The following is a 25464-nucleotide window of genomic DNA, read 5'->3' as shown; positions in this document are numbered from 1 at the left end:
GGTTCGCCTCGTTCGTCTCGGTTCGACCCGCCGGTGCGGCCGAACAGACCGGGGTCTGCTCGGCCGAACCGGGGTCGAGTCGTCGGCTCAGGCCGGCTTCTCGTACGGCGGCGACTCCGCCCGGACGACGTCGCTGAGGTCGTGCATCTCGTCTTCGAGGAGCACGAGCATGTCGTCGACGGTGACGATGCCCGCCAACCTCCCGTTCTCGGTGACCGGGAGCCGACGGACGCTGTGTTCCCGCATCGCCTTGCAGGCTTCGTAGACGCCCGTGTCACCCTCGACGGTGTGGACCTTCGAGTTCATTACGTCCTTCGCCGGCGTGTTCTTCGCGTCCTTCCCCTCCGCGACACAGTGGATGCAGAGGTCGCGGTCCGTGACGATTCCTACCGGTCTGTCGTCTCGCTCGACGACGACGGACCCGACCTTCTTGTCGTGCATCCGCTTCGCCAGCGTCTCGCAGCTCTCGTCTTCTGTCGCCGTCACCAACTCGTCGCGTGTCCTGATGATGTCCTTGAGAGGCATGGTACCTCCTGCGCACCGCGCGGAGCCCGCGTGTCGGGCGCATCGTAGGGAAGGTGCCGTGTGAAAATATATCACACCCACAGCCGGCCGAACTGTCCGGAATCGGGGGACGTCCGACGTGACGACCGGGCCGGTGGCTGTCCCGATAGGGGAACTACGCCGGGTCGACCCGCCAGTGGTCGGGGTCCTGTCTGACGAGCAGGGCGGGCTCGCGGAGGTCGACGAGGTAGCCGGTCGGAGTCCGGGTGGACTCGTGGCGGGCGCTGACGCGGACCAGGTTCCCCCGAATCTGCGCCGACGGCGGCTTCTGGGCGGCCGCACAGTCGTAAATCGTCAACAGCTCGCCACCGTCTTCGGCCTCGTAGACGATGATTCGGGCGTGGGGAGCGAGACGCCATCTGCCGTCGTCTTCCGACGGTCCCGCACTCGCTCCCTCGTCGGTCCGAGACGACCTCCCGTCGGTCGTCGAACCGGAACTGTCGGAACTGTCGTCGGCTGGCGGCAGCGTGTTCCTCACAGCGTCGGGCCGTTCGCGGCGTCTCCGGAGGCTCTTTCGGCGACGGTCTCTCCTTCGACGTCGGCCCCCTCACCCTCGGTCTCCCCCGGTCCGTCGACATCCGCCGTGTCGTCGAGGAAGGCCGCCTCGACCGCCGCGGTCATCTCGGCGAGCTCCTCGTCGTCGAGGCGGTCGGCGTAGGCCTCGCGGATGAGCTCCGGCAGGACGTACGTGTACTGGCCACGGCCGGCGTGGCGGACGAACCCGGCGCGCCGGAGAGGCCGGTTGCGGCTGTAGACGAGCGTGCGGTCGCTGTCGCCGCCTGCGGCGATGTGAGCGTCGACCGGTTCGGCGACGCCGACCTCGCGGTAGTGTCCGAGCATCCGCTTCGACATCGCCGGGAGGGACTCGACCCGCCCGGACAGCTTCTCCACGATGGCCTCTCGGGTCCCGAGTTCGACGTGCTCGGCCGCGAAGTCCAGCGCATCCTCCGGGTCGAACGCGTCGGCGCTCCCGACGTCCGTGCCGGCCTCGGCACCACCCTCGTCCGTGGAACCCTCGTCGCGGGTTCGCGCCCCCTCGGCGAACCAGCCGTCACCTCGGTCGCCGCCGACACTGCCCTCGGTGGCGTCGTCACTCTGGCCCCCATTTTCGCTCTCGTTCTCGACGACGTCGGCATCGACCCAGTCGTCGTCGGTCCACGCCGAGTCCGTCCCGTCCGTGTTCCCCGTCGGTCCTCGCGCTTCCCCTTCCCAGTTCGCGTTGTACTGGGGGGCGAACGGTCGGGACACCTGTGCGTCGGCGTCGCCCGCTCTGCCGTCGTCGGAATCACCATCGGAGTGGCCCGGAGAGCCGCCCTCCATCGCGCCGGAGGCGTGTTCGAGCGCGTCGTCGGTCGCGTCGGTGCGCTCGCGCTCGCCAGCCTCTTCGCGCTCGTACTCGCGCAGTTCGCGCTGGTCGCTCTGGGCCGACCGCGACTCCTGTCGGTACGGGGCCTCGGCCCGGCCGAGCAACGCCTGTGAGAACTTGTCGGCCATCCGCTTGAGGTCCTTCGCGTCCTCCAATTCGCGCTCTAACTGGTCGATCTTCGCGCGTTTCCTGTCCAGTTCCTGGCGGAGGTCGGCGAGTTCGGACTCCCGGCGGGCCTTCTCGTCGCTGATGTCCGAGAGTTCGTCGACGAGGTCGCCGGAGACCGACTTCAGTTCGGGGCGCTCGAAGTCGTCGAGGCCGGGCGTCGCGCCGGCGTCGAACGTTTCCTTGCGGTGGAACTGCACCCGACGGATGGATTCGGACCAGTCCGTGATGAGAAAGGACTCCCCGTTGTCCATGTCTTCGATGGCGTCGGCGTACTCCTTTCCCAGAATCCTGCCGACGACCTTCGTGTCGTTGTTCCAGGTGAGTCGGTGCCAACAGAGCCAGTCACACTGCGTGATGTAGTCCTTCTTTACGTCGGCGGGACGCTGGCTGATGCCGACGATTCCGAGGCCGTGTTTCCGGCCACGCTTGCCGATTTTGATGAGCATCTTGCCGGCCTCGCCCATCCCGCCCTTCTCCGGGATGTACTCGTGGCACTCCTCGACGAGCATGAGGAAGGGCTTCTTCAGCTTCTTCTCCTTGGCGAAGAGGCTCCGGGCGGTCTGGAGCAGCATCTCCTCGGCGTCGGACTCGTCGAGGTAGCCGGAGACGTCGAGGATGATGGGGACGTTCTGTTCGAGCGCGAGGCTGGCTATCTTCTCGGAGTGTTCCGGGCTGACTTGGATGTCACACTCCTCGTCGGCGCCGACGTGGAGAATCTCGAAGGCCTCCTTCAACCCGTAGTACTCGCCGTCGGTGTCGACGATGAGCACGGGGAAGTTGTTCGAGAGCAGGTTCTCGATGACGACGCTCGCCGTGTTCGACTTCCCCGACCCCGACTTTCCGGTGATGAACCCGCGGCCCGTCAGAATCTCGACGACCGGCAGGTCGACCGACGCACCCGGAGTCCCGGTCCCCCCGCCCGGCCCGTCGCTTATCTCCGCGACGGTGATGGTTTCCTCGTCGCTCATTCGGTTCTGGTCGTCTCTCTGCTTACGCGTACATAGTTCCTGCCCTCGCGTCAGACGCCTGTCGTGCAGGCCCGGTCGTCCGGCCGGGCCGAACGGGCTACGACCGCTCGACCGACACCAGCCCGCCCTTCCACCCCGTCGCCGTCGGCTCGTAGTCGGTGAAGGTGGTCGAGTCGTTGGCGACGCCCCCCGGACCGAGCTCGACCGTGAGCGTCTCGCGCAGGTTCGACCCGTCGCGAAGGGAGATGCCGACCCAGAACGTCACCCGAACCGGGAACTCGTGGTCGTTGGTGACGGTGTGAAGCACCGTGTAGCTCGTCTCCGGGTCGGAGGAGTGCCCCCGGACGTCGAGGTCCACCTTCGTTCGCCTCGCCGCCGGCGTCTCCGTCGGCGTGGGCTCCGGGGTCGCGGTCGGCGTCCCGGACGGCGTCGTCGTCCGCTCGGGCGTCGGTGTCGGGGGCGGCGTGGGTTCGGCGGTCGGCGACTCGCCGACGGTCGTCTCCGTCTCGACTGCAGTCTCGGTGACGCCATCGGCAGCTTCGGCCGTGGTCGTCGCCTCGGCGGGCAGTTCGCTCCCGGCGTCGTCGACGTCGTCGGTGCTGTCGGCACCGCCGCTACTGCCGCCGCGACCGCCGAGGAGCGTGGCCCCGAACCAGCCGACGGCGACGCCGCCGAGGGCACCGAGGAGGGACCGACGTTTCATGTATCTGAACACTCGGCCGGCCGAAAATAAGTCTGTCGCCGGCGCCACCGTCCCCGACGGTCAATCGAAGTCGACGAGTGACCGCTGTCCGCCTCCGGGCGGGCGCCGCTCGTCCGTCGGTGCGGACTCCGTGGGTTCGGCGGACTCCGAACGCCCGGTGGATTCCGTGGGCGCTCCGTGCTCCGAAGACTCGCGAGCGTCGGCGGCTCCGCCCCCGCCTTCGCCGTCGGCGCGGGCCTCACCCCACCCGTCGAGGCTCGACTGGTCGGCGTCGTCGAAGGAGAGCTTCGAGACGCGGACGCCCAACTTGCGGACGGCGTCCTCGTCGAACTCCGCGAGGAGGTCGAGCGCCACGTCGGCGACGAGGTCGGGGTCGTCGACCGGACCGGGGAGCGACGAGGCGCGCGTGTTGACGTCGTACGGCGGCGTGACGACCTTGATGCCGATGGTGCGGTACATCGCCCCGCGACTGCGGGCGCGCTCGGCTACGTCGCCGGCGAGCGCGCGGACCTTCTCGCGTTTTCGCTCCTCGTCGTCGGTGGGGTCGGTGAACGCCGACTCCCGCGAGAGGCTCTTGGGGAGGCCCGTGGGCGTCACCTCCCGGTCGTCGCGGCCGCGGGCGCGCTCGTGGAACTCCCGGCCCCGCTCGCCGAAGCGCTCCTGCAACTCGCGCGGGTCGGCGTCGGCGAGGTCGCCCGCCGTCTCGACTCCCATCGACGCCAGTTCGCGGGCCGTCACGGGACCGACACCATGGACGTCGTCGACCGGGATGGGTGCGAGGAAGGAGCGGACCGCACCGGGTCGGACGACGACGAGGCCGTCGGGTTTGTCGTGGTCGCTCGCGACCTTCGCGGTCGACATGTTCGGCGCGACGCCGACGCTCGCCGGAACCCCGACCTCGCGGGCGATGCGCTGTTTGACGTGCCGGGCGTACCCCTCGGCGAGCGTACGTTCGGGGTCGTCGGGGACGGCGTCCCACGCGGTCCGCTCGGTCACGTCGAGGTACGCCTCGTCGACGCTCACCTCCCGGACGGTGTCGGCGCAGTCGTGGAGAATCTCCTTTACGTCGGCGGCGACCTCCTGGTAGAACTCCAGGTCGACGGTGCGGTAGTACCCCGCCTCGTGGATGGAGCCCTCCGGGTCCTCTCGGGCGTCCTGTACCCGGGGGAGCGCCTCGAGCGCCTGCGAGATGGGTTGGGCGCTGTCGACGCCGTACTCGCGGGCCTCGTAGCTCGCGGTGGCGACGGCGCCGTGGTTCTCGCCGTCCTCGTACCCCATCCCGACGACGACCGGCTTCCCCGCCAGGGTGGGTTCACGCAGGCGCTCACAGGAGGCGTAGAAGCAGTCCATGTCGACGTGGAAGACGACGCGCTCTTGGGCCTCGTCGGGGGCACCGAAGAGTCGGTCGTCGTTCATGGGAAGGGACAGGAACCCGGAGTCGATAAGCGTCCCGCCGGTTCGAAACGGACCGAAGCCCGCCGCCACCGCCTGCGACTCGTACTGTCGGCTGTAAGTTCGTGGACCTTCTCGGCACCTCGGCGTGCCGAGATACTCCGAACAGTTACAGCCGACGGTATCACTTCAGCCGTTCCTGCAGAAAGGAGGGGTGGGCCGCGGTGACGCCGTCGACTTCGAGGATGGAGTCGCTGATGACGTCGCCGACGGCGTCGCCGTCGGCGGCCCGCACCTCGGCCATCAGCATGTGGTCGCCCGACGAGGTGTACAGCGCGTCGATGGAGTCGAGCGCCTTCAGCGCGCGCGTCGCCTCCACGTAGCGTTCGGACTCCACGTCGATGCCGACGAGGGCGATGCTCTGGCCGGTGAGTTTCTTCGGGTCCACGTCCGCGGAGTAGCCGACGATGACACCCTCCTCCTCTAGCTTGTTGATGTACTTTCGTACCGTCGGCTTCGACACCCCCGCGGCTTCGGCGATATCCGCGTAGGAGGCCTGCGCATCCCGTTCCAGGGCGGCGAGGATGCGGTCCTCCGTCGACGTCGTGCTCATAGGGACTCTTTCCGTCGCCGGAAAAAATATCTTGCGAAGGTGAAACCGATTCTCGGGTGTGTGTCCCACGGGGCGCCGTCGGGTCAGCAGGTGTACCAGGGCTCGAGCCGGTCTCCGATGAGCGACACCCCATGTCCTGGCCGTCGTTCTGGCGGCGGACGTCCGGTTCGTACCGCCAGTCACGAGGCACGCCCGTCGGTGTGAACGCCGTCACCCGACGCGGTCGCCAGTCAACTTCGGCCGACCGGTCCGACGCGCGAGGGTCGAGGTAGCAGACGCGACTGCACTCGCGCGTTCGAGCCGTCCCGTCGGCCGAGGTGGGTTCGGGTTCGGAGTCGCTCCTACCGGGTCGCGCTCGAAAAAGGCGAGAGTCCGCAAACGTCGAAGAGAGTCCCTACGGGCGCGCTTACGCGTGCTTGTCGAGGAACATGTCGTAGGAGCGCTCCCACTCGTAGTCCTCGTCGAAGTACCGCTCCGCGAGCGGCTCGTCGGGCATCTCGCCGATGTTCTGCTTCTCCTGCTGGTAGGACGGGCGGTCGGAGTCGACGTAGTAGCGACCCGTGAGCACCTCGCCCTCGTGCAGCTTGTTCTCCGTCTCGAACATCATCTCCGCGGCCTCCTCGCGGTTCGTGTTGTCGAAGTCGTAGTCGTCGGACTCGTTGATGTCGATGTAGGGGACGTACTGCTTCGCGTCCTTGTTCCAGGTCGGACACTGGGTGAGGAAGTCGACGTGGGCGAACCCGTCGTGCTCCATCGCCTCCTGGAGAATCTGCTTGGCCTGGTTCGGGTTGACGGCGGCCGTCCGAGCGATGTAGGAGGCGCCCGAGTTGAGCGCCATCGAAAGCGGCCGGAGCGGCTGTTTCGCGGAGCCGTGCGGCTGGGTCTTCGACTTGTGACCCATCGGCGACGTCGGCGACGTCTGGCCCTTCGTCAGCCCGAAGATTTCGTTGTTGAACACGATGTACGTCATATCGTGGTTCTCCCGGGCGGTGTGCATGAAGTGGTTCCCGCCGATGCCGTAGCCGTCGCCGTCGCCGCCGGCCGCGACGACCTCGAGGCCGGGGTTGGCGAGCTTCGCGGCCCGGGCGATGGGTAGCGAGCGGCCGTGGATGGTGTGGAACCCGTAGCTCTCGAAGTAGCTGTTGAGCTTGCCTGAACAGCCGATACCCGTGACGAGGAGCGTCTCCTCGGGGGTCCGGCCGACTTCGGGCATGGCCTGCTTCAGCGCCTTCAGGACGCCGAAGTCACCGCAGCCCGGACACCACGTCGGCTGGGGTTCGAGCGCGGGGGTGAACTCCTCGCGGTCGATCTCTCGTTCATCGTCGATGGCGTTGAATGCACTCATTGTCAGTCACCTGCCGCGGGGACGGAGGTGGTCTGGTGCTGGGGCAGGTCCTCCTCCCCGAGGATGTTCTCCTTGAACCCGTCGACGACCTCTGCGGGCTCGAAGGGGTTGCCGTTGTACTTCAGGAGGCTCGTCAGCTTGTCGCCGAAGCGACCCAGCTCCTTCTGGGTGAGCCCCCGGAACTGTGCGCTGGCGTTCATCTCGACGACGAGCACCTCGTCGACGGACTCGATGAACTCCGTGACCTCCTGCTCGGGGTACGGCATCATGTCCGTGACGCCGATGGACTTCACCGAGTGGCCGTCGTCGTTGAGGCGGGAGACCGCCTCCTCGACGGTACCCTGCTGGCTCCCGAACGTCATGATGCCGTACGTGGCGTCGTCCTCGCCGTAGTACGTCTGCGCGCTCGACTCGGGGTCGCTGTCGAGCTCCTCGCGGATGGACGCGAGCTTCTGCATCCGGTGGTCCATCTGGATGACGCGGTTGTCGGGGTCCTCGCTGATGTGCCCCTGGGGCATGTGTTCGTTACCCGTCGCGAGGAAACGGCCGCCCTTCTGGCCCGGAATCGAGCGGGGGCTCACGCCGTTGTCCTCGGGCGTGTCGTGGCGGAACCGCGAGAACTTCCCGTCCTCGGAGTGGGGAGCATCCTCGAGTTCGGCCTCGGTGAGCGTCGAGCCGAGCGTCGGGTTCGGGTCGCGGTCGAAGTGACTCTTGGGGACGTTCACCATCTCGCCGCCGAGCTTCTGGTCGTAGACGACGATGCTCGGAATCTGGTACTCGTAGGCGAAGTGGAACGCCTTGCGCGAGGCGTCGTACGCCTCGGCGACCGTCCCGGGCGCGAAGACGACGCGGTTCGAGTCGCCCTGTGAGGTGTACAGGACGTGTTCGAGGTCACCCTGCTCGGGCTTCGTCGGCATCCCGGTCGAGGGACCGGCGCGCATGGCCTCGACGAGGACGACGGGCGTCTCCGTCATCTCGGCCAGCCCGAGCGGCTCGGACATCAGCGCGAACCCGCCGCCGGAGGAGCCGGACATGGCCTTGACCCCGGCGTGGGAGGCGCCGATGGCCAGTGCGGCCGCCGCGATTTCGTCCTCGACCTGCTCGGAGATGCCGCCGAGTTCGGGCAGGTTCTGGGACATGATGGTGAACACCTCGGTCCACGGCGTCATGGGATAGCCGGCGATGAACCGGCACCCCTCGTCGATGGCGCCGTAGGCGATGGCGTCCGAGCCGGACATGAGGAGCTGCTCCTCGTCGTGTTCGCCCGTCGGGACGGACACGTCGGGAGCGTCTACGTCGTACTCCTCCTGGACCATCTCGTAGGCCTCCTCGAGCACCGTGAGGTTCGGCTCGAGGATGGACTCCTTCATCGCGTCGCGCATCAGCGTCTCGACGTACTCGAGGTCGAAGCCGGTGATGGCGCAGGTGACGCCGACGCCGGCGGTGTTGCGCATGACCTCGCGGCCGTGCTCGCGGGCGAGACTCCGGAGGTCGAGGTCGAACACGTGCCAGCCGTTCTCCTCGACGCGCTCGTCGAAGTTCGGAATCTCGCTCGGGTCGAGCAGGCCGGAGTCGTACACGATGACCCCGCCCTCGCGGAGCTCGTCCAAGTTCTCCGACAGCGGCTTGATCTCCTCCTTCCCGTAGTAGGCGTTGTCCTGCGGGTTGCGGGCGAAGGAGTCGCCCAGCGCGAGCAGGAAGTTGTAGCCGTCGCCGCGGGATTTGGTCGGCTCCTCCCGCGCGCGGATCTCGGTGTAGGTGTGACCGCCGCGGATGCGCGACGGGTAGTGACGATGCGTGAAGACGTGCAGGCCGGAACGCATCAGGGCCTTGGCGAAGTTCTGACTGGTCGAGGCGATGCCGTCCCCGGACCCGCCAGCGATTCGCCAGATGAGTTCGTCGTCAGTCATATGTGGTGGCTTGGCCTGTCGGCCAGGGTATGCGGATTTCGGTCGAAACGGACTAAAGCCTTTGCTATCCATTAGCAAGGAACGATAATGATGAATCGGACGAACGGGAACCCTTCGCCGGTTCTCGTTCGGGCATCGTCCAGCGAGCGTCGGCTCCGCTGCGCAGCCGTCAGGGACACGTACTCAGTTCGGAGTGAACTTCTCTCGGCGGGTCGGCCGTTTTTGACGCCGGGGGACCAAGCCCCCGCCGATGAGCCGACGAACCCGCGCACACGTCTTCGTCTCCGGACGGGTACAGGGCGTCTACTACCGGGTGAACACCCGCGATGCGGCCCGCGAGAAGGGCGTCGACGGCTGGGTGCGGAACCTCGCCGACGGCCGCGTCGAGGCGGTGTTCGAGGGACCCGAAGACGCCGTCGAGTCGATGGTGGAGTGGTGTCACACGGGGAGTCCCGCCGCCGACGTGGAGGGCGTCGAAGTCGAGTACGACGACCCGGAAGGCGAGGAGGGGTTCGAGGTCCGGCGGTAGGGTTCGGCGGGTCGGCTTCGCCGAAGCTATCGGGCACCTTCAGCCGTAGAGCTTCGCCGAGATGAAGAGGAACCCGACGATGGTGCCGACGAAAAACCCACCAAAGGCGCCGATAGGACCGAGAAGACTCCCGAAGAAAAGCGCCGAAACGACACCCGCGATGCAACAGAGGAGGAGGAAGAAGGCGCCTGTCTGCCAGTCTTCTATCAGCTCCGCGGCGGTCTGCTCGGACATGGTTCCATCGTTTCTGCCAACTACAATAACCGTGATGGACCCCCGTCCGCCGCCACGGGGCCGCAGTCGCGGCGACACGTACGGGACGACACCCCGTGAGGACACCGGCGACCGAGTCCGACCGCCGAGTCCTGAACCCGTTGGCTGTCGTGGTTAGTCGACCCGCTCGACACGTAGCACGTCGGGCCACAGGTCGCCGACGCTGTAGGTGAGGCGGTAGACCTCCCCGTCGGACTCGACGTACATCCCTTCACCGAGTCCCTCCGGTCTCGACACCCCTTCTCCGGTCTGTGAGTGGTACGACCCGTTCCTGACCGCTTCTCGGACCGGTCCCTGCGCGTCCGACGGCAGGTTCCCGACCGGGACGACGGTCGCGTTCGCGGGCGGTTCAACAAGTTCCGCGTGAACCCCGTAGGACGCGAGCAGGTCGCCGCCGCTGGCCTCGTAGTCCAGTCTGTACAGTTCGCCGCTCTTGCGGACGTACTCGTGCGCTCGGAACGGCTCGGCGACGTCTCGGGTGAAGTACCCCTCCCGGTTCTCGAGCGAGTCGAGTGACGACCGGTGGACGAAGTTCGCTTCACCCCCCAGCGCGGTGTCGAACGCCCTGCGTTCGGCCGGCGACAGGTCACCGTACTCGACGGTGGCGTTCCTCGCCGTGTCCGTCGAAGGGTGCTCTCCTGCCGCCCGCGTCGTGGAGTCGGGTGGGCCGTCAGTAGTCGCCTGGACCGAGGGACCCCCACCACCGTCCGCGACACAGCCGGCGGACAGGAGCAGAAGAACGACCGACAGGGCTCGGAACATGTCGATGACTCCGAACGACCCGGTAAGTGTCTTCCGGACGGTACGTTCCGGACGTCTCAACGACGACGGACGTGTACGCGGCTCGCATGGGGCCCAATCAGCTTTTTATCGGCCGTCCCTCGTGCCGGGTGTGAGCCTCGAAGGCGAATCCGCGCCCGACTTCACGCTGCAGAGCACCGCCGGCGGCGAGACCACCCTCTCGGACACCCTCGAATCGGGGCCGACCGTCGTCGTCGTCAACCGCGGTTACTGGTGTAGCTTCTGTGCCGAACAGCTCCAGACGTTCAGCGAGGTCTCCTACGACCTCTGGTTCCACGACGACGTGGACATCGTGCCGGTCGTCACGAGCGAACTCGAGCGCGTCACGGAGATGCGCGACCGCTACGACCTCGACGTCCAGCTGCTCGCCGACCCCGACGGCGAGGTCGCGGAGCAGTACAGCGGCACCGAGCAGACCAGCCACGGGCTGACCGGCATCGCGGGCGTGTACGTCGTCGACGAGGAGGGGACGATTCAGTACGAACAGGTCGCCGACCACCCGGCCGACCGCACCCAGGGCAACTGGGTCCGCTACTTCATCCGCAACGACTACGAGGACCCGTTCGGCGAGTAGCTCACGGTCGACGTCTCGCTTCTTCCTCCGCGTCGCGGTCGACCGTGACGGGTTGGCCGCCGAGCGGCGCCAGGACGCCCCGACGAGGAGGCCGACGCCGGCGGACCGCCGACCCGGCCGGCGGGGACACCCGCCGACAAGTTCAAATACGCTCACCCGCCTCCTCAGCGTCGATGCACACCGTGCAGCTGTGTCCGAACTGTCGCGAACCGACCGAGACTACCGACGGTATCGAGGGGTGTCCGGCCTGCCGCTGGGTCGCGCCGCAGGGTGCGGACTGACCCGGCACCCCGGCGCGGCCGCTACTTTTCGACCGTCTCGCCGCACACCGCACAGCGGTAGCCGACCACGCGCCAGCCACCGCCGGTCGCGTACCTGCTGGTGAATGAGTCGCGTGCGCCACAGGCGGGACACTCCGTCGGTCGAGTCACGTGAGAGTGTGCGGGGCCCGGGGGAAAAAGTCGACCGCCCCTCAGAAGTCGAGGATGGTCCGGATGCCGCCCTCCATGAACTGCCCGATGACGGAGCCGAAGGGCGTGCCGGCGCTCCAGATGGCCGTCTCCCGGCTCGTCTCGGGGAGTTCGGCGTCGGCGACGACCGACATCAGGACGGTGTCGTCGTCGACGAGGAGGACGCGCGCTCCCGGTCCGGGCGGCGGTCGCTCGACGGCCACCGGCTCGACCGGACCGCCGTCGAACAGCGCCCGTACCTCGGCGTTCTCGCTCAGCACCGTCACGTCGACGCCGGCATCCGCGCGCGATTCGAGGGTCGCGACCAACTCCTCGGTGACGAGGTCGGGGTCGGCGGTCCCGAAGACGACCCGGCGTTCGGCTTCGGCGACGAGCGTGGCGACGCGGTCGGAGATGGCCTCTCGGCCCCGGACCGTCCACACGTCGTCGCGCGTCTCGGTTCCCTCGCGCTCGGAGCGCACCTCCGCGAGGTACTCGAACGCCTGCTCGCGCTCGCGCTCGATCTCCTCCCCGAGGCGCTTCCGGGCCGAGTCGAGGTCGACGGGCCGGTACCGCTTCGGCGTCGACTGCTGAATCTCGACCAGCCCCCGCGCCTCCAGGTCGTCGGCGGCGCCGTACACCTGTGAACGGGGGACGTCCGCGAGTTGGTGTATCTCGCGTGCGGTCCCGCTTCCGAGCTTCTGCAGCGCGAGGAACACCTTCGCCTCGTAGCTCGACAGCCCGAGACGCTGGAGCGACTCGACGGCCTCGTGGTCGGTGCCGGTCACGCGTCCACCCCCGTCGGCGAGCCGGCGGCGGTCGGCACGTCCTGCTCGTCCAGCGCGAGGTCCGGGTCGTGGCCGCGGAGGCGGTCCCAGACCACGAGCACCGAGGGGAGCACCAGCAGCGACGCGATGAAGGAGTACGCGACGCTCAGCGCCGTCAGGAGGCCGAACTGCCCGAGAATGCTCAACACGGCGAGCATCAGCACGCCGATGCCGAACGTCGTCGTCAGCATCGACCCCGCGAGCGCGCCGCCCGTCCCGCGGACCGTGCGGTCGAGCGCCTCGAACAGCCCGTACTCCCGCCGTTCGTCCACGAACCGGTGGACGACGTGGACGGAGTAGTCGATACCCAGCCCGATGGTCAACGCGAGGATGGTCGCCGTGAACGCGTTGAACGAGATGCCGAGCAGGCGCATCGTCCCGGCGATGGAGGCGACCGCGACGGCGATGGGCACCACGTTGGCGAGCCCGAGCGAGGGCAACCCTTCGAGCACCCAGTAGATGAACAGGAGGAAGGCGACCGTCCCGACGAGTGCGATGACGAGGCTCTGCAGCGCCGAGTCGAAGATGAGCCCCGATATCTCCTCGAAGACGACGGTGCCGCCGGTGGCGACCGCGTCGCCCCGGAAGTCCGCTGCGACGTGCTGGGCGTCGGCGGTTATCTCCTTCTGGCCCGCGTCGGCTTTCACCGCGTAGGTGATTCGGGCGCTTCGGTAGTCGTCGCCGAGGTAACGAAGGGTCTCGTCGCGCGAGTCGGAGGAGAGGAGGTAGTCGTACACCTCCTCGAGGTCGCGGTCGGGGATGCCGTTGCCGTCGCGGTCGTTCGAGGCGACGAGCCGGCGGAACTCGGGGTCCTGTGCCGCCCGCGACTCGATGACCGTCACGATGCTCTGTGAGTCGGCGTGACGGTTCTCGCTGACGAACGAGTCCGGCGGGTCGTCGCCGGCGCGGTGAATCGACTCCAGCACGGTCGGGTCGGTCATCCGCGTCTCCAAGTAGATGACCACGTTCCCGCCCTGTGTCGTAGTGAACTTGTCCTCCAAGAAGTTCAGCGTCGAGACGACCGTGTACTCGTTCGGCGCGAACGGTTCCGGCAGTTCCTGGAGGTACCACGCGGTCTCCTCCGGCGGGAGGAAGTCCTCCTGGCTGAACGACGTGTCGACGCCGGTCGCGTAGACGCCGGCACCGGCGCTGAACAGCACCATCAGCAGGAGGAACGCGGCCGGGGCGCGCCGACCGATGACGACGCCGGCGCGCAGCACTTCGGAGAGCGCCGACCCCTCCTCGCCGAGCGGGCGCTGACTGAACGTCGGAATCGGCCACCCGTCGCGTCGACGGTCTATCCACACCTTCGCCGCCGGGAGGAAGATGCCGAAGATGAGGAAGGTGAAGACGATGCCGACGGCGGCGACGACCCCGAAGTCCTGGATGGGCGCGAGGTCGCTCGTCAGGTTCGAGAGGAAGCCGATGACGGTCGTCCCGGTGACGATGAAGAAGGCGACGAGTAGCTGGTCCGTCGCCTCCCGCATCGCTTCGCCGACGGAGTCGGTGTGTCGGCGGTCCTCGCGGTAGCGGTTCACCGCGTGGATGCCGAAGTCGATGCCGACCGCCAACAGGAGCGGCGGGACGGCGATCATCATCTGGCTGAACGGGATGCCGACGATGCCGAGGAAGCCGAACGTCCAGACGACGGCCATCAGCAGCGCGAACGACCCCAGAAGGAGGTCGAGCAGGTCGCGGTAGGCGTAGACGAGAAAGAGGACGATGAACAGCACGGCCGCGGGCGTCACGATGAGGAGCGAGTCCGAGACGACCGTGGAGAACTCGGCGGCGGTGATGCCGCTCCCGAACACCGTGATGTCGCCGCCGGTCGTGGCGACGATGCGTTGAATCTCCTGCTGGATGGGCGTCAGCGGGCTCGACCCGCCCTGTCCCGACCCGCTGGAGAGGCCGGCGGGCACCTCGTGGGTGACGACCCCGATGGTCGCCGACGCCGACGCGGACTTCTCGTTGAAGTCGTTACTCAGGAGGCCTTCCAGTCGGGGCGCAGCCTGCCGGACGGCTCGGTCGATCTGCGTCGGTGTCGTCCCCTCGATGACGGTTATCTGCTGGTCGACGGTCGTCGCGTTCGGGTCCAGCGACCGGGCGACGACGCTCGCCGCCGAGGAGGTCGACGTGACCCGGAGCCCCTCGCGTTCCTCTATCGCCTCCTGTGCCTCCAGCATGTACAGCAGTTGGGGTTTCGCGAGGACGTTGTCGCCGCGCTGGATGAGCTGGGTGCTCCCGGTATCCTCCTCGAACGCCGGGCTGAACTCCCGGTTCACGTCCTGGAGCGCCTCCTCGGCCGGGATGCCGGCGGCGAACTGCGCGGTGCCCGACTCCGTCGAGACGTTACCGAGACCGACGGCCATCGCCCCGGTGACGAGCAGGAACGCGACGATGACCTTCCCCGGGCTCTCGACGATGCGGTCGTCGACCCAGTCGATCAGCCGCTGATACCGCATCTACTCTCTCCGGAAGTAGAGGACGACCCCGCCGACGACCATGAGCAGGAGCCCGCCGCCGACGATCAGCCCGTAGGCGTCGAGGAAGCCACCGTCGTCCTCGGGTTCGGTCACCTGCACCGGTACCTGGTACGTCTCGGAGATTCGCGCGTCCCCGTCGGGCGTCTCGTAGCGGAAGTCCATGCTCACCGGGTAGGTCTTCCCGGCGAGGGCGTCGCCGGCGACGCCGGCGCCGAACTTCAGCGTCGTCGTCTCGCCGGGGCCGAGCTCGGAGACGAACGCCTCGCTGTTCGAACTCGTTATCGGCGCGTCGACGAACAGCTTCGCCGACACGTCGCGGACGGTCTCGTCGTCGTTGTTGGTCAACTCGACGAGCAACTCGCCGTTCTCGCCGGGTTCGAAGGAGGCGTTGACCCCCTGCAGGAGGAACTTCTTGCGCGCGGGTTCGACGGCCGCGCTCACGTCCAGCGACTCGCCTTCACGCCGCTCGCCCGCGGCGTTGCGGTAGCGCACGTCGAGCGAGAACAGTCGCGGACCGGCGTCGGCGGAGTCGGTCACTTCGGTGTCGAACGAGAAGTTCGCGCGTTCGCCGGGCGCCAGATTGCCGACGGCGTACTCCGTCTCCAGCGGGTTGACGTTGCCGTTCTCGGGGTCGAAGCTGACGACGACGTTCCGTGCCGTCGTCTCGCCGGTGTTGACGAGTTCGCCTTCGAGCGCGCCCTCGCTCCCGACGCGGAGCGACGACTGCACGTTCTCCACCTCGAAGGACTGCTCGGCCGTCGGCGTCACGCCGAAGTTCAGCCGGTCGGACTGCGTCGCCGCCCCGTTCGTGTTCTCGTAGCTCACCGTCGCGCCGAGCGCGTAGTTCCGCACCGCGGCGCCCTCCGCGAACGTCCCCTCGACGGTGACGTTGCGGACCTCCCCGGGCTCCCAGCGACCGACGTAGCTGGAGGCGGAGGGCGTGCCGGAGAAGGTGAAGTCGCCGTTCGAGGACTCGATGGCGACGTTCGCGTTACGCGCGGGCTCGCTCCCGACGTTCTCGATGGCGACGGACACCGGCCCGCGGTCGCCGACGGGGGCGTCGGTGCTCGCGTTCACGACCTGGAAGCGCGCACGGTCCTCGATGGTGACTCTCACGTTGAGGGTCTCGGTCTCGGTCTCCGTGTCGTAGTCGTAGGTGGGCGCAGACTGGCTCTGCCCGACTTGGTCCACCTCACTCGTGTACGTGTACCGCACCTTCACCGGGAGCGTGTACGTCCCCGGCTCGGCGTCCTGGTCGACGGTGACGGTGAAGGGCACCTGTGCCAGCCCGCCGTTCGGAATCGACCCGGCGGACTGCGTCCCGGACTTCACCGTGACCGGTGCGTCGTCCGACTGGAGCGTCGCTTTGACGCCCTTCGCCGTCGTCACCTCCGCGTTGAACTGCGGGTTGGAGCTCTCCGTCACCTCGCCGCTGTTCTGGAGCACGACGGTCAACTGTGTCTCCCCGCCGGCGGCGAGCGTCCCGTTCTGGACGGTCGCGCTCAGGTCGGGGCTCCCGCTCGTGTCCGCCAGTGCGACGGTCGGCACCGTGAGTAGGCAGACGAGCAGTATCGTCAGTAGCTGGTTGCGTCTCATGTGTTGGCTCTCGGGTGGCTCGAAGCCACCGCTCGTCCCCTCCTCCGGACGGCTCCCTAATAAGGTGTTGTAAATTTCTACAAACAGTTCCCGTGTTCTCCGGAACCGGTTGCCGAGACTCCTGACACCCTCCCCGAATCGGGCAGGAGTGCCGGTGACACCACCGTTACCGGGGAGATATGTCCCTCCCGTCCGTACCCCGAGGTGTGAGCGAATCCGACGACGACGCCCCCAGCGAGGCCGAGGTGACGGCCGAGTTCCCCGACAGCGTCATCCGGACGACCGGCACCGACCACGTGACGCTCGTCGGGAGCAACGAGGCGGACACCGTCGCGTTCTACCGCGACACCCTCGGCATGCGCCTCGTGATGCGCCAGCCGAACCTCGACGACCCGAGCGCGACGCACCTCTTCTTCGACTCGGGCGACGGGCGGGTCGTGACGTTCTTCGTGAGCGACGACCGCGACAGCCACGAGGGGCCCCAGCGCCCCGGTATCGGCGCCGTCCACCACCTCGCGTTCTCGCTCGACCCCGACGAGTTCGAGGCGACGAAGGACCGACTGCGGGAGGCCGACCACCGGTTCTCCGAGTTCGACCGCGGCGCGTTCCACTCGCTGTACACCCGCGACCACAACGGGCTCGTCGTCGAACTCGTCGTCGACAAGTACGAGATTCCGGACGACCGCCGCGGCGAGGTGCTCTCGACCGCCCAGCGGCTCCGCGTCGAGGCCGGCGCGGAGTTCGTCGACGGCGACCACCTCGAGGCGGCCCTCGAAGAGTTGGGTCTCCCCGTCGAGCCGAACGACCTGCCCGACGCCGCGGTCGGGTCGGCGAAGGACTGGCGTGGCGAGTCGGGCCCCGAACACGAGGGGGACGCCTGAATGGAGGGGACCCCCGACGAGTTCGGCGCCTACCGGCTCCTTGCCGGAAGCGTCGTCCCCCGGCCCATCGCGTGGGTGAGCACCCGTTCGCCCGACGGCGTGGACAACCTGGCGCCGTACAGCTTCTTCAACGTCGTCGCCTACGACCCGCCGGTCGTCATGTTCGCGCCCGTCGGCGTCGGCGACGACCTGAAGGACTCGCCGCGCAACGCAATCGAGACGGAGGAGTTCGTCGTCAACGTCGTCACGCGCGACCTCGCCGAGGCGATGAACGAGACGAGCGCCACGCTCCCCCACGGCGAGAGCGAGTTCGACCACGCCGGACTCGACCGGGCCGAGTCGGTCGCAGTCGACCCTCCGCGCGTGGCCGCCGCGAAAGTCGCCTTCGAGTGTGAACTGTACGAGACGCTCGAAGTGGGCACGTCGACGATGGTGCTCGGCGAGGTCGTCTACGCGCACGTCGCCGACGAGACCACGACCGACGGGAAACTCGACGTGGAGAAGTTGGACGCGGTCGGGCGGCTCTCGGGCAGTCTCTACGCGACGACCCGGGAGCGCTTCGCCCTCGAACGGCCCGACTAAGGGTTTCCCCTCCCGTCCGCCGTCGTCAGCAACGACTCGATACGCGAGAGCGCCCGTTCACAGACGGCCGCGTACGGGGCAGCGACGAGCGGCACCTCGAAGACGATTCGACAGCGCCCGTCCGGGAGGGATTCGACGCGGTGGCCGGTCGCGGGAACGCCGGCGACGCGCCACGTCCAGCGGCGCCTCTCCCTCCCGCCGGACCCGTGGACGTCCCCGGTTCCGTCCTCGAACGTCTCGACTCGGAACGGGACCCAGACGGCGCCGACGCGAACGCGGCCGGACGCGTCGGGGCCGATTACCCCTCCATCGTTCGACTCCCCGTCGTAGTCGACGGCGCGCACGCTCGGCCCCCACTCCGGCCAACGCTCGGTGTCGACGAGCAATTCCCACGCCGCGTCGACGTCGGCGGCGACGACGCGGTCGACCTCGAGGCGCCGCCCGTCGGGGGTCCGCCCGATTCGAAGTCCCATACCCGTCTTCTAGAGCCGGTCTCCCGAGTAGGTGGCGCCTGCCTAGAGGTGTATTAGGTCTTTGAACTGATAATGACTTCTTACTCCTTCCCGTAGTAAACGTTAAGAGGAGGAATGTGCTACGGAGTCCCACGATGAACGCAGACAAGCGGACCATGAAGGACGTCAGCCACACACCACCGTCGGGCGCACCGGTCACCAACGTCTGGCAACGAGGTCGAGAGCCGGAGACGGGCGAGGAACCGCAGGCTTCGGACTGATTCGAGCGACGTGACCGACGGGGCGTCTCGCGACCGACGACTCCTCTGAACCTACCGGTACTCACACGACTACCGTCGCGCCGACCGACGATTCTCCCGCAATCGACGCGTTAGCGACGGCCGTCGACCGCGCCGACACTAAAAATTCTAGTACAGTCACCAAACTTAACCTTTAGTGGCCGAACCCGGCGAGCGTGATTTCCGTGACCGACCTCCGCAAGGTGTACGGGGAGTTCGTCGCCGTGCGGGGGAGCAGTTTCGACGTGGAACCGGGGGAGATATTCGGCATCGTCGGCCCCAACGGGGCGGGCAAGACGACGACGCTGAAGACGCTCGCCGGACTCGTCGAGCCGACCAGCGGCGAGACGACCGTCGCCGGCTACGACGCCGCCGACCCCGCGATGCGCTCGCATCTGGGCTTCCTCCCCGAGGAGTCGCCGCTGTACGAGGACATGACCGCCCACTCCTACCTGCGGTTCTTCGCGGACCTCTACGAGGTGCCCCGCGAGGTGGCCGACGAGCGCGTCGCCGACACGCTCGACCGCCTCGAACTCGAACACCGGGACCGCCGCCTCGGCGACGTATCGAAGGGGATGAAACGAAAGGTCGCCATCGCCCGGTCGCTCGTCAACGACCCCGACGTGCTCATCTACGACGAACCCGCCTCCGGACTCGACCCGCTCACCACGAACTACGTGCTCGAGTTCACGAAGGAACTCGCCGCGGCGGGCAAGACGGTCGTCTTCTCGGCGCACAACCTCTATCACGTCGAGGACGTCTGCGACCGCGTGATGGTGATGAACCGCGGCGCCGTCGTCGCCCGCGGTACCGTCCCCGAGATTCGCGAGGAGTACGGTATCACCGAGTACCACGTCTACACGACGGTGCCGACGCCGGAGACGGCGCCGGCCGGCGAACGCCACCGCGCCGTCGTCGAGTCGATGGACGCGGTCGAAATCGTCCGCGAGTCCGCCGAACGCGCCGGCGGGATCGTCGACGACATCCGTACCCGCGAACCCTCGCTGGAGGAGGTGTTCCTCGACATCGCCGCCGACGGCGACGCGCTCGGCCCGCGGACGGTCGACGGTGAGACCGAAAGGGGGACACCCGACGGGGCGCCGTCGGACCACACCCCCGACGCGCCGGAGGCCCGTCGGTGAGCACCTCGCGGCTCGATAGGCTCCGGAGTCGGAGCCGAAGCGCCGGCCGTCGACTCCGGCGGGAGACCCGCGCCCTCCTGCGCATCGCCCGCTGGGAAGTGTCCCGGGGGACGAACTCGTTCGACCGCCGAACCGCCGCCGTCACCGTAGTCGTCCTCCTCGTCGCAGGGGGCGTCTTCGGCGGGCTGGTCGCCTCGGGCGTCGGGAGCGTCGGCGTCGACAGCGGGCTCTACCGCGTCGGCGTCGCCGCCGACAGCCCCTACCACGACCCCGTCGCGGACACGTCGGCGCTCGCGGCGCGTCCGCCCGCGGAAGCGGAAGTCGTCGATGGTGAACTCCGGGGCGGCGTCGACCTGCTCGTCCGCGACGGTGCGGTGCTCGTGGCCGACTCGCAGAAGGGCCAAGCCGCGCTGTCGACGTTCCGGGACGCGGTCGCTCGCTACAACGACCGGCGGCTGGGCGAGGAGCCGAACCGGGGAGCGGCGTTCCCGGTGCTGGTCACGCTCCGGTACGCCGAGCGCGACTCGGCGCCGACGCTCGCCTCTGCCGGCGGTCGGTCGGTCGACGACGGGAGTTCCGGGTCGGAGGCGTCGTCAGACTCCAGCGACGCGGGCGAGCCGGGTGCCTCGGGAGACTCGGGTGGTGACGGGAGCTCCGGTGCGTCGGGCTCGGCTGACTCCGACGACGCCGAGAGCGGCGGGACAGCCGCCGACTCCGGTGCCGACGGCGGCTTCGAGGTCCCCGGACTCGGCTCGGGCGTCCTTCGTACCGAGTCGACCGGGTCGCCGGCGGATATCAGCCCGCCGTTCCCCTTCGGCTCGCTCGTGCTCGCTTTCGCCTTCCTCGTGCCGATGAACTTCGTCGCGCAGGCGTACGGCGGCAGTGTCCTCAACGAACGCGTGAACCGGCGGGGCGAACCCCTGCTCGTCACGCCCGTCGGCCCCGGGACGGTGGTCGCCGGGAAGACGCTCCCCTACGTGCTCGGGCTCACAGCCGTCTCGGCGCTCGTCGCGCTCCTCGTCGGCGGCGGCCCCCTCTCGGTCGCCGCGGTGGTTCCAATCGCGCTACTGTACCTCGCGGCGACGTTCCTCGCGGCGATGTTCGCGCGGTCTTTCAAGGAGCTGACGTTCCTCACGGTGACGGTGTCGGTGTTTCTCACGAGCTACGCGTTCGTCCCGGCGGTGTTCGCCGACGTGACGCCCATCTCGCTCATCTCGCCGCTGACGCTCGTCGTCCGGGACCTCCAGGGCACCGGCGCGACGCTGGGGCAGTACCTCTTCTCGGCCGGCCCGTTCGTCGGCTGTGCCGCCGTCCTCTTCCTCCTCGGCGTCGGCGTCTACCGCGAGGAGGACATGTTCACGCAGCGCGCGGTCCCCCTCAAGGCGCTCGACGCGCTCGACGCCCGGATTCGGGGGAAGCGGTCGATGCTCACCCTCGCCGCGCTGTCGATTCCGTTCGTCCTCGTCGCCGAACTGCTCGTCGTCGCCGTGCTGTTCGTCCTCCCGCTCGAACTCTCGCTGCCGGTCCTCTTCGTCGCCATCGCCGCCGTCGAGGAGTTGGCGAAGAGCCTCCACGTGTACGCCGGCTTCGCGAAGGCCCGCTTCGCCCGGACCGTCCCGACGGCGCTCGTCCTCGGCGCGCTCTCGGGAACCGGCTTCTTCCTCGGCGAGAAACTCTTCGCCGTGGTGCAGGTGGTCGGCCTCCCGAGTCTGACGGTCGGTCGCGCCGCCTTCGAGTCCGCGGGAGCCGGAATCGGCCCCGCCGTCTCGCCGGCGACCGCACTGGCGCTCCTGCTCGCGCCGCTCGCGCTCCACGTCGTCACGGCGGCGACGACGGCGACGGGCGCCAGCCGGGGCCGGGAGGCGTTCGCGGGCGCGTTCGTCCTCGCGACGCTGCTGCACGCGGGGTACAACCTCGCGGTCGCCACGGTGGTGAGCGGCCTTGTCTGAGTCGCCCTCGGCGACCGAGCGCGTCCGCGGTCGGCTCGCCGCCGCCCGCGACGCCGTCGGCGACGCCTACCGCGACCCCCGGGTCACGGTCGCCCGCCGCGAAATCGCCTCGCTCCGGTCGGAGAAGACCATCGTGCTCGCCCTGCTCATCCAGCTGTTCGTCGCCTCCTTCTCCTCCTTCCTCGTCGTCGGCCTCGTCTCGCTGTCGGACCCGGGGAGCGTCGAGGGGTACACGGCCGACGTGGCCGTGACGGGTGAGGCGACCGACGACCTCCTGCGCGCGGCGGGCACGGAGTCCGGCATCGACGCGGTGCCCTACCCCAACCGCCGGAGCGCGACGCTCGCGTTCGAAGAGGGCCGCGTCGACGCCGTCCTCGACACCGCGGTGCGGGACGGGCGGGTCCACGTGACCGCCGTCGCACCCGATGAGAGCGTCCGGTCGACCGTCGTCGTCGTCTCGCTTCGCGACGCGCTCCGGGAGTTCGAGCGCGCCGAACGCGAGGAGCGCTCGGCGGCCCTCGACTTCGAGCCGCTCTCGCTGCCCCCCGAATCGACGTCGAGTCCCTACTTCGGGTTCACCTACACCGTGCTCCTTCCCCTCCTCCTCTTCCTCCCGGCGTTCATCGCCGGCTCCGTGACGGTCGACTCCATCACCGAGGAGTACGACCGCGGCACGCTCGAACTCCTGCGGGTCGCGCCGATTTCGCTGGCGGGCATCGTCGACGGGAAGCTCGCGGCGGCGGCCGGGCTCGTCCCCCTGCAGGCCGGGCTCTGGATGCTGCTGCTCCGACTGAACGGGACGCCCGTGGCGAACCTCCCGGCCCTCCTGTTGCTGTCGGCGGCCGTCGGCCTGCTGGTCGCGTCACTCGGCGCGGTCGTCGCCCTCACGGCGCCGGACCGGCAGGTCGCCCAACTCGTCTACTCGGTCGGCGTGCTGGGGCTGTTCGGCGGCGCCACGTTGCTGCCGGTGGGCCCGTCGAACGCGGCCGCCCGGCTCGCGGTCGGAAGCGCCACGCCCGCGGTGTTCGCCGTCGTCGCCGTCGCCGTCGTCGTCGCGGTCGGCGGCTACGGGGCGGCTCGGGTCGTCACGGGGCGGACGGCGGGTCGGATGGCCTGAGCGACCGAGCGCTCCTCCCCCTACTCCTCTCAGACGGCCACCAGGTCGACGACCGTCTCGCCGTCGACGACCAAGTTGTACGCCTCCTCGTCGTCGTTCCACAGACAGAGGACGTTCTCGAAGGCGAGGACGGCGCCGTAGGGGGCCTCCAGCAGGTCGCGGTTCAGCGCCGACTCGCGAGTCAGGACGGCGTAGTGTTCGACCGACTCGCTCCCGTCGCTGATTTTGAACAGGGGATTGGGGTCGTCGTCGCGGTCGCCTCGGTTCCCGCCGCTCTCGCGTCGACGCGCCGCCAAGTCGTGGCTCAACTTCACCGCGGCGAGGTCGATGCGCTCGGTGACGTGGCGCTCCATCTCGGCCATCTTCGCGTGGCGCTCGGGGCTGGCGCGCACGTCCAGCCGGCGGGCGCCGTCGAGGCGGAGGATGGAGTAGGAGAACTGCACGTCGACGTTGACGAACTCGCCGGGTTCGTGGTCGGCGTCCGAGCCCGCATCCTGCCCGGCCATCCCGGCTCCTTCGTCGAGGCGGCGTTGGAACCCCGGAACGGCGAGGTCGTCGCGCACGTCGAACGACCACCCGCGGTCGCTCGGGGTTTCGCCGTCCCACAATCGGAGCGTCGGCGAGTAGACCGTCACGTCGCCGCCGACGGGGGCGACCGCGCGCTCGACCTCCCGAAGGCCGGTGCTCGTCTCGAGGTCGGCGGGGGCGATTGCGACGAGCGACCCGTCCGAGGCGAGCACGTCGAGGTAGCGTTCGACGACGGCGACCGGGTCGCCGAGTTCGGAGAGGACGTTGCCGAAGAGGACGAGGTCGAAGGCGGCGGCGTCGGTGTCGGCTCCCCCGTCGTCGGCGCTCGCGGCGTCGCCGCCCTCGCCACCGACCAGTTCGTCGAGGTCGAGTTCCTCCGCCGTCGTCCGGTGGACCGTCGTGTGGAAGTTCCGAGTGGTCTCCTCCACGAGGCGGTCGAGCACGTCGGCGGCGGCGCTGGGTTCGACGGCGTGGTAGTCGACCAGCGAGTCCTCGGGCAGGTAGTCGTGGAGACCGAGCGCGGGACTGCCGACGCCGGCGCCGACGTCGAGCACCCGCAGTTTGCGGGGCAGGAGCCCGTTCTCGGCGAGGTCGTCGAGGACGTAGCCGGTCGTCGCGTAGTAGTCCGGCAGGTGATAGAGCGCGTAGCCCAGTGCGGCGGTCTCGTCGTACTCGACGTCGTTGCCGTAGAGGTAGTCGGTCTTCAGCCGGCGCACCGCCTCGCGGAGGGCGTCACCGGATTCCCCGAGGTGCCAGTTGGCGCCGTGACGGCCGACGAGCAAGTCCTCGACGGCGAAGGCGTACGCGTCCGGGAACGCCTCGGGGCGCCAGTTCGGCGGCGAGACGGGCTCCTCGGGGACGGGGACGAAGGTGCCGTCCTCGCGTTCGACGAGACCGAGGTCGAACGCCTCTTCGCGCAGGACGGTGCGGACGACGCCCGGATGCGGGTGGCCCTCGACGTACTCCGCTATCTCGTCGGGGTCGACCGGGCGGACGTTCCGGAGGTACTTCGCGTTCGAGCGGACGGAGTCGCGGTCTATCATCGGTCCTCACCTCGCGACTGGCGGTCGGCCGGAGACTCCCCCCGACGACGCTCGCTCGCCTCACGGTACAGCGCCTCGAACCCCTCGCGGTCGGCGTCTGCGAGGCGGGCCGCGGCGTCGGCGACCGCGTCGCTCCCGGGGAACGTCTCCTGAATCTCCGCGTACACGCGCGGGGTGCCGTCGGTGACGGTTTCGACCACGTCGTCGAGCGCGGCCGAGACGGGCGTGGCGAACTCCTCGCGCACGTCCTCGGCCGCGAGGGCGTAGGCGAGGGTCGCCGCGTGAGCCTTCGACTGGACGGTCTCCATCGCCCGGTCGTGCTCGTCGACGGTCGTCTCGAAGGTGTGGTTCCCGGCGTCCTCGAGGTCCGCTCGAACTCCGTCCGTGAGTGGACCGGCCTCGTCGGTGACGGCGGCGACGTTGCCCGGGGCGTTCTCGGGGGCGAACAGCGGGTGGAGAGAGACGCGTTCACCGTCGAACGCCCGGCGCATCGCGGCGACCGGTGCGGCCATCGACCCCGTCACGTCGAACATCGCCGTCTCGGCGTTCGGCGCGAACGACTCGACGGTGTCGGCGGCCGCCGAGATGGGTGTGGCGAGACAGACGGCGTCGAACCGGCGGTCGGTGTCGACCGGGGCGGACGACCCGCCGCAGTCGGCGGCGGCCTCGTCTGCGGCCGCCGCCTCCACGTCGGCGAAGGTCACGTCGGCGTCGACGGTGCGGGCGACCCATCGACCCATCGCGCCGGCGCCGACGATCAGCAGTTGCATGGTGCTCGGGTAGCCCGTCGCGTTCCAAAAGGAGTTCGATGCGAGCGGGTGAGCGGACCGACGTGGCCGTGGCTCCGGGTCGTGGAGTCGGTATGAGTGTCCCCATGCCGGAACGCCGTGTCCCGGGTGGGGACTGGCAT

General features: G+C 68.8%; 24 protein-coding genes. 8 read left to right on the top strand and 16 right to left on the bottom strand.

Annotated elements, in window-relative coordinates:
• Positions 1 to 87: 87 nt before the first annotated feature.
• From N5095_RS19320 to N5095_RS19285, 8 genes are all read right to left on the bottom strand, one after another.
• Entirely contained in the window at positions 88 to 525 is a 438-nt protein-coding gene (locus tag N5095_RS19320; protein ID WP_267624811.1) for a CBS domain-containing protein, read from the bottom strand.
• A gap of 154 nt (positions 526 to 679) precedes the next feature.
• Positions 680 to 862, bottom strand: a complete 183-nt coding sequence (locus N5095_RS19315; RefSeq protein WP_267624810.1) for a hypothetical protein — start codon at positions 860 to 862, stop codon at positions 680 to 682.
• 176 nt (positions 863 to 1038) lie between these two features.
• On the bottom strand, positions 1039 to 3066 hold the full coding sequence (locus N5095_RS19310; protein ID WP_267624809.1) for a helicase HerA domain-containing protein: 2028 nt from the start codon (positions 3064 to 3066) through the stop codon (positions 1039 to 1041).
• A 97-nt stretch (positions 3067 to 3163) separates the two neighbouring features.
• Positions 3164 to 3769 (bottom strand): hypothetical protein, encoded by a 606-nt coding sequence (locus N5095_RS19305; protein ID WP_267624808.1) that lies wholly within the window; start codon positions 3767 to 3769, stop codon positions 3164 to 3166.
• 60 nt (positions 3770 to 3829) lie between these two features.
• The gene (gene dinB / locus N5095_RS19300) at positions 3830 to 5185 is read right to left on the bottom strand and encodes a DNA polymerase IV (protein ID WP_267624807.1); all 1356 of its coding nucleotides are present in this window, start codon (positions 5183 to 5185) and stop codon (positions 3830 to 3832) included.
• Positions 5186 to 5345: 160 nt separating this feature from the next.
• Positions 5346 to 5774: an HTH-type transcriptional regulator LrpA1 gene (gene lrpA1 / locus N5095_RS19295; protein WP_267624806.1), complete on the bottom strand. Its 429-nt coding sequence runs from the start codon at positions 5772 to 5774 to the stop codon at positions 5346 to 5348.
• A gap of 406 nt (positions 5775 to 6180) precedes the next feature.
• Entirely contained in the window at positions 6181 to 7119 is a 939-nt protein-coding gene (locus tag N5095_RS19290) for a thiamine pyrophosphate-dependent enzyme (RefSeq protein ID WP_267624805.1), read from the bottom strand.
• A gap of 2 nt (positions 7120 to 7121) precedes the next feature.
• Complete coding sequence (locus tag N5095_RS19285) at positions 7122 to 9029, bottom strand: 2-oxoacid:acceptor oxidoreductase subunit alpha (protein WP_267624804.1); 1908 nt, start codon at positions 9027 to 9029, stop codon at positions 7122 to 7124.
• 250 nt (positions 9030 to 9279) lie between these two features.
• On the opposite strand from N5095_RS19285, the gene N5095_RS19280 reads away from it, so the two are divergent.
• Complete coding sequence (locus N5095_RS19280) at positions 9280 to 9558, top strand: acylphosphatase (protein ID WP_267624803.1); 279 nt, start codon at positions 9280 to 9282, stop codon at positions 9556 to 9558.
• A 39-nt stretch (positions 9559 to 9597) separates the two neighbouring features.
• On the opposite strand, the gene N5095_RS19275 is transcribed toward N5095_RS19280, so the two are convergent.
• Both N5095_RS19275 and N5095_RS19270 read right to left on the bottom strand, forming a co-directional pair.
• Positions 9598 to 9792, bottom strand: coding sequence for a DUF8144 family membrane protein (locus N5095_RS19275; RefSeq protein WP_267624801.1), 195 nt, complete (start codon positions 9790 to 9792; stop codon positions 9598 to 9600).
• Positions 9793 to 9945: 153 nt separating this feature from the next.
• Positions 9946 to 10593 (bottom strand): DUF7979 domain-containing protein, encoded by a 648-nt coding sequence (locus N5095_RS19270; protein WP_267624800.1) that lies wholly within the window; start codon positions 10591 to 10593, stop codon positions 9946 to 9948.
• Between the two features lie 130 nt (positions 10594 to 10723).
• On the opposite strand from N5095_RS19270, the gene N5095_RS19265 reads away from it, so the two are divergent.
• Positions 10724 to 11206, top strand: coding sequence for a peroxiredoxin family protein (locus N5095_RS19265; protein ID WP_267624799.1), 483 nt, complete (start codon positions 10724 to 10726; stop codon positions 11204 to 11206).
• A gap of 472 nt (positions 11207 to 11678) precedes the next feature.
• Here N5095_RS19265 and N5095_RS19260 read toward each other — a convergent pair whose 3' ends face one another.
• Genes N5095_RS19260 through N5095_RS19250 form a run of 3 tightly spaced genes read right to left on the bottom strand, consistent with a single transcriptional unit; the run spans position 11679 to position 16561 of the window.
• Positions 11679 to 12443 carry a TrmB family transcriptional regulator gene (locus tag N5095_RS19260; RefSeq protein ID WP_267624798.1) on the bottom strand — a complete coding sequence of 255 codons (765 nt, stop codon included), beginning with the start codon at positions 12441 to 12443 and terminating at the stop codon, positions 11679 to 11681.
• On the bottom strand, positions 12440 to 14944 hold the full coding sequence (locus tag N5095_RS19255) for an efflux RND transporter permease subunit (RefSeq protein WP_267624797.1): 2505 nt from the start codon (positions 14942 to 14944) through the stop codon (positions 12440 to 12442). Before N5095_RS19255 ends, N5095_RS19260 begins: the two co-directional genes overlap by 4 nt.
• Complete coding sequence (locus tag N5095_RS19250; protein WP_267624796.1) at positions 14945 to 16561, bottom strand: COG1361 S-layer family protein; 1617 nt, start codon at positions 16559 to 16561, stop codon at positions 14945 to 14947. It lies immediately after the preceding gene.
• Between the two features lie 206 nt (positions 16562 to 16767).
• On the opposite strand from N5095_RS19250, the gene N5095_RS19245 reads away from it, so the two are divergent.
• Together N5095_RS19245 and N5095_RS19240 are read left to right on the top strand one after the other, a co-directional pair.
• Positions 16768 to 17442, top strand: a complete 675-nt coding sequence (locus tag N5095_RS19245; RefSeq protein ID WP_267624795.1) for a VOC family protein — start codon at positions 16768 to 16770, stop codon at positions 17440 to 17442.
• Positions 17443 to 18024 carry a flavin reductase family protein gene (locus N5095_RS19240; protein ID WP_267624794.1) on the top strand — a complete coding sequence of 194 codons (582 nt, stop codon included), beginning with the start codon at positions 17443 to 17445 and terminating at the stop codon, positions 18022 to 18024.
• Here N5095_RS19240 and N5095_RS19235 read toward each other — a convergent pair.
• Entirely contained in the window at positions 18021 to 18497 is a 477-nt protein-coding gene (locus N5095_RS19235) for an SRPBCC family protein (RefSeq protein ID WP_267624793.1), read from the bottom strand. The two genes, N5095_RS19240 and N5095_RS19235, sit on opposite strands and share 4 nt — an antisense overlap.
• 134 nt (positions 18498 to 18631) lie before the next feature.
• Here N5095_RS19235 and N5095_RS19230 point away from each other — a divergent pair, with 134 nt between their 5' ends.
• The 4 genes from N5095_RS19230 (at position 18632) to N5095_RS19215 (ending at position 22983) form a co-directional block, all read left to right on the top strand.
• Positions 18632 to 18757, top strand: coding sequence for a DUF7989 family protein (locus N5095_RS19230; protein ID WP_267624792.1), 126 nt, complete (start codon positions 18632 to 18634; stop codon positions 18755 to 18757).
• 194 nt (positions 18758 to 18951) lie between these two features.
• Positions 18952 to 19917, top strand: coding sequence for an ABC transporter ATP-binding protein (locus tag N5095_RS19225; RefSeq protein ID WP_267624791.1), 966 nt, complete (start codon positions 18952 to 18954; stop codon positions 19915 to 19917).
• Positions 19914 to 21866, top strand: a complete 1953-nt coding sequence (locus N5095_RS19220; RefSeq protein ID WP_390203555.1) for an ABC transporter permease family protein — start codon at positions 19914 to 19916, stop codon at positions 21864 to 21866. Before N5095_RS19225 ends, N5095_RS19220 begins: the two co-directional genes overlap by 4 nt.
• Before the next feature lie 103 nt (positions 21867 to 21969).
• The gene (locus N5095_RS19215) at positions 21970 to 22983 is read left to right on the top strand and encodes an ABC transporter permease (protein ID WP_267625353.1); all 1014 of its coding nucleotides are present in this window, start codon (positions 21970 to 21972) and stop codon (positions 22981 to 22983) included.
• A gap of 29 nt (positions 22984 to 23012) precedes the next feature.
• On the opposite strand, the gene N5095_RS19210 is transcribed toward N5095_RS19215, so the two are convergent.
• Positions 23013 to 24554, bottom strand: a complete 1542-nt coding sequence (locus N5095_RS19210) for a small ribosomal subunit Rsm22 family protein (protein WP_267624790.1) — start codon at positions 24552 to 24554, stop codon at positions 23013 to 23015.
• Positions 24551 to 25324 (bottom strand): prephenate dehydrogenase/arogenate dehydrogenase family protein, encoded by a 774-nt coding sequence (locus tag N5095_RS19205; protein ID WP_267624789.1) that lies wholly within the window; start codon positions 25322 to 25324, stop codon positions 24551 to 24553. Before N5095_RS19205 ends, N5095_RS19210 begins: the two co-directional genes overlap by 4 nt.
• Positions 25325 to 25464 lie beyond the last annotated feature (140 nt).

The organism is Halobium salinum, from assembly GCF_026586625.1.
Taxonomy (GTDB): domain Archaea; phylum Halobacteriota; class Halobacteria; order Halobacteriales; family Haloferacaceae; genus Halobium; species Halobium salinum.
Note: the sequence above shows the minus strand (reverse complement) of the source record. Positions and strands in the feature narration are given on the sequence as shown.

Excerpts from the sequence above, each read along its gene's own strand:
- N5095_RS19320 (WP_267624811.1), bottom strand. The coding sequence starts at position 525 with ATGCCTCTCAAGGACATCATCAGGACACGCGACGAGTTGGTGACGGCG.
- N5095_RS19270 (WP_267624800.1), bottom strand. The coding sequence starts at position 10,593 with ATGTTCCGAGCCCTGTCGGTCGTTCTTCTGCTCCTGTCCGCCGGCTGT.
- lrpA1 (WP_267624806.1), bottom strand. The coding sequence starts at position 5,774 with ATGAGCACGACGTCGACGGAGGACCGCATCCTCGCCGCCCTGGAACGG.
- N5095_RS19250 (WP_267624796.1), bottom strand. The coding sequence starts at position 16,561 with ATGAGACGCAACCAGCTACTGACGATACTGCTCGTCTGCCTACTCACG.
- N5095_RS19240 (WP_267624794.1), top strand. The coding sequence starts at position 17,443 with ATGGAGGGGACCCCCGACGAGTTCGGCGCCTACCGGCTCCTTGCCGGA.
- N5095_RS19230 (WP_267624792.1), top strand. The coding sequence starts at position 18,632 with ATGAACGCAGACAAGCGGACCATGAAGGACGTCAGCCACACACCACCG.
- N5095_RS19275 (WP_267624801.1), bottom strand. The coding sequence starts at position 9,792 with ATGTCCGAGCAGACCGCCGCGGAGCTGATAGAAGACTGGCAGACAGGC.
- N5095_RS19305 (WP_267624808.1), bottom strand. The coding sequence starts at position 3,769 with ATGAAACGTCGGTCCCTCCTCGGTGCCCTCGGCGGCGTCGCCGTCGGC.
- N5095_RS19255 (WP_267624797.1), bottom strand. The coding sequence starts at position 14,944 with ATGCGGTATCAGCGGCTGATCGACTGGGTCGACGACCGCATCGTCGAG.
- N5095_RS19285 (WP_267624804.1), bottom strand. The coding sequence starts at position 9,029 with ATGACTGACGACGAACTCATCTGGCGAATCGCTGGCGGGTCCGGGGAC.
- N5095_RS19235 (WP_267624793.1), bottom strand. The coding sequence starts at position 18,497 with ATGGGACTTCGAATCGGGCGGACCCCCGACGGGCGGCGCCTCGAGGTC.
- N5095_RS19310 (WP_267624809.1), bottom strand. The coding sequence starts at position 3,066 with ATGAGCGACGAGGAAACCATCACCGTCGCGGAGATAAGCGACGGGCCG.
- N5095_RS19280 (WP_267624803.1), top strand. The coding sequence starts at position 9,280 with ATGAGCCGACGAACCCGCGCACACGTCTTCGTCTCCGGACGGGTACAG.
- N5095_RS19290 (WP_267624805.1), bottom strand. The coding sequence starts at position 7,119 with ATGAGTGCATTCAACGCCATCGACGATGAACGAGAGATCGACCGCGAG.
- N5095_RS19205 (WP_267624789.1), bottom strand. The coding sequence starts at position 25,324 with ATGCAACTGCTGATCGTCGGCGCCGGCGCGATGGGTCGATGGGTCGCC.
- N5095_RS19210 (WP_267624790.1), bottom strand. The coding sequence starts at position 24,554 with ATGATAGACCGCGACTCCGTCCGCTCGAACGCGAAGTACCTCCGGAAC.
- dinB (WP_267624807.1), bottom strand. The coding sequence starts at position 5,185 with ATGAACGACGACCGACTCTTCGGTGCCCCCGACGAGGCCCAAGAGCGC.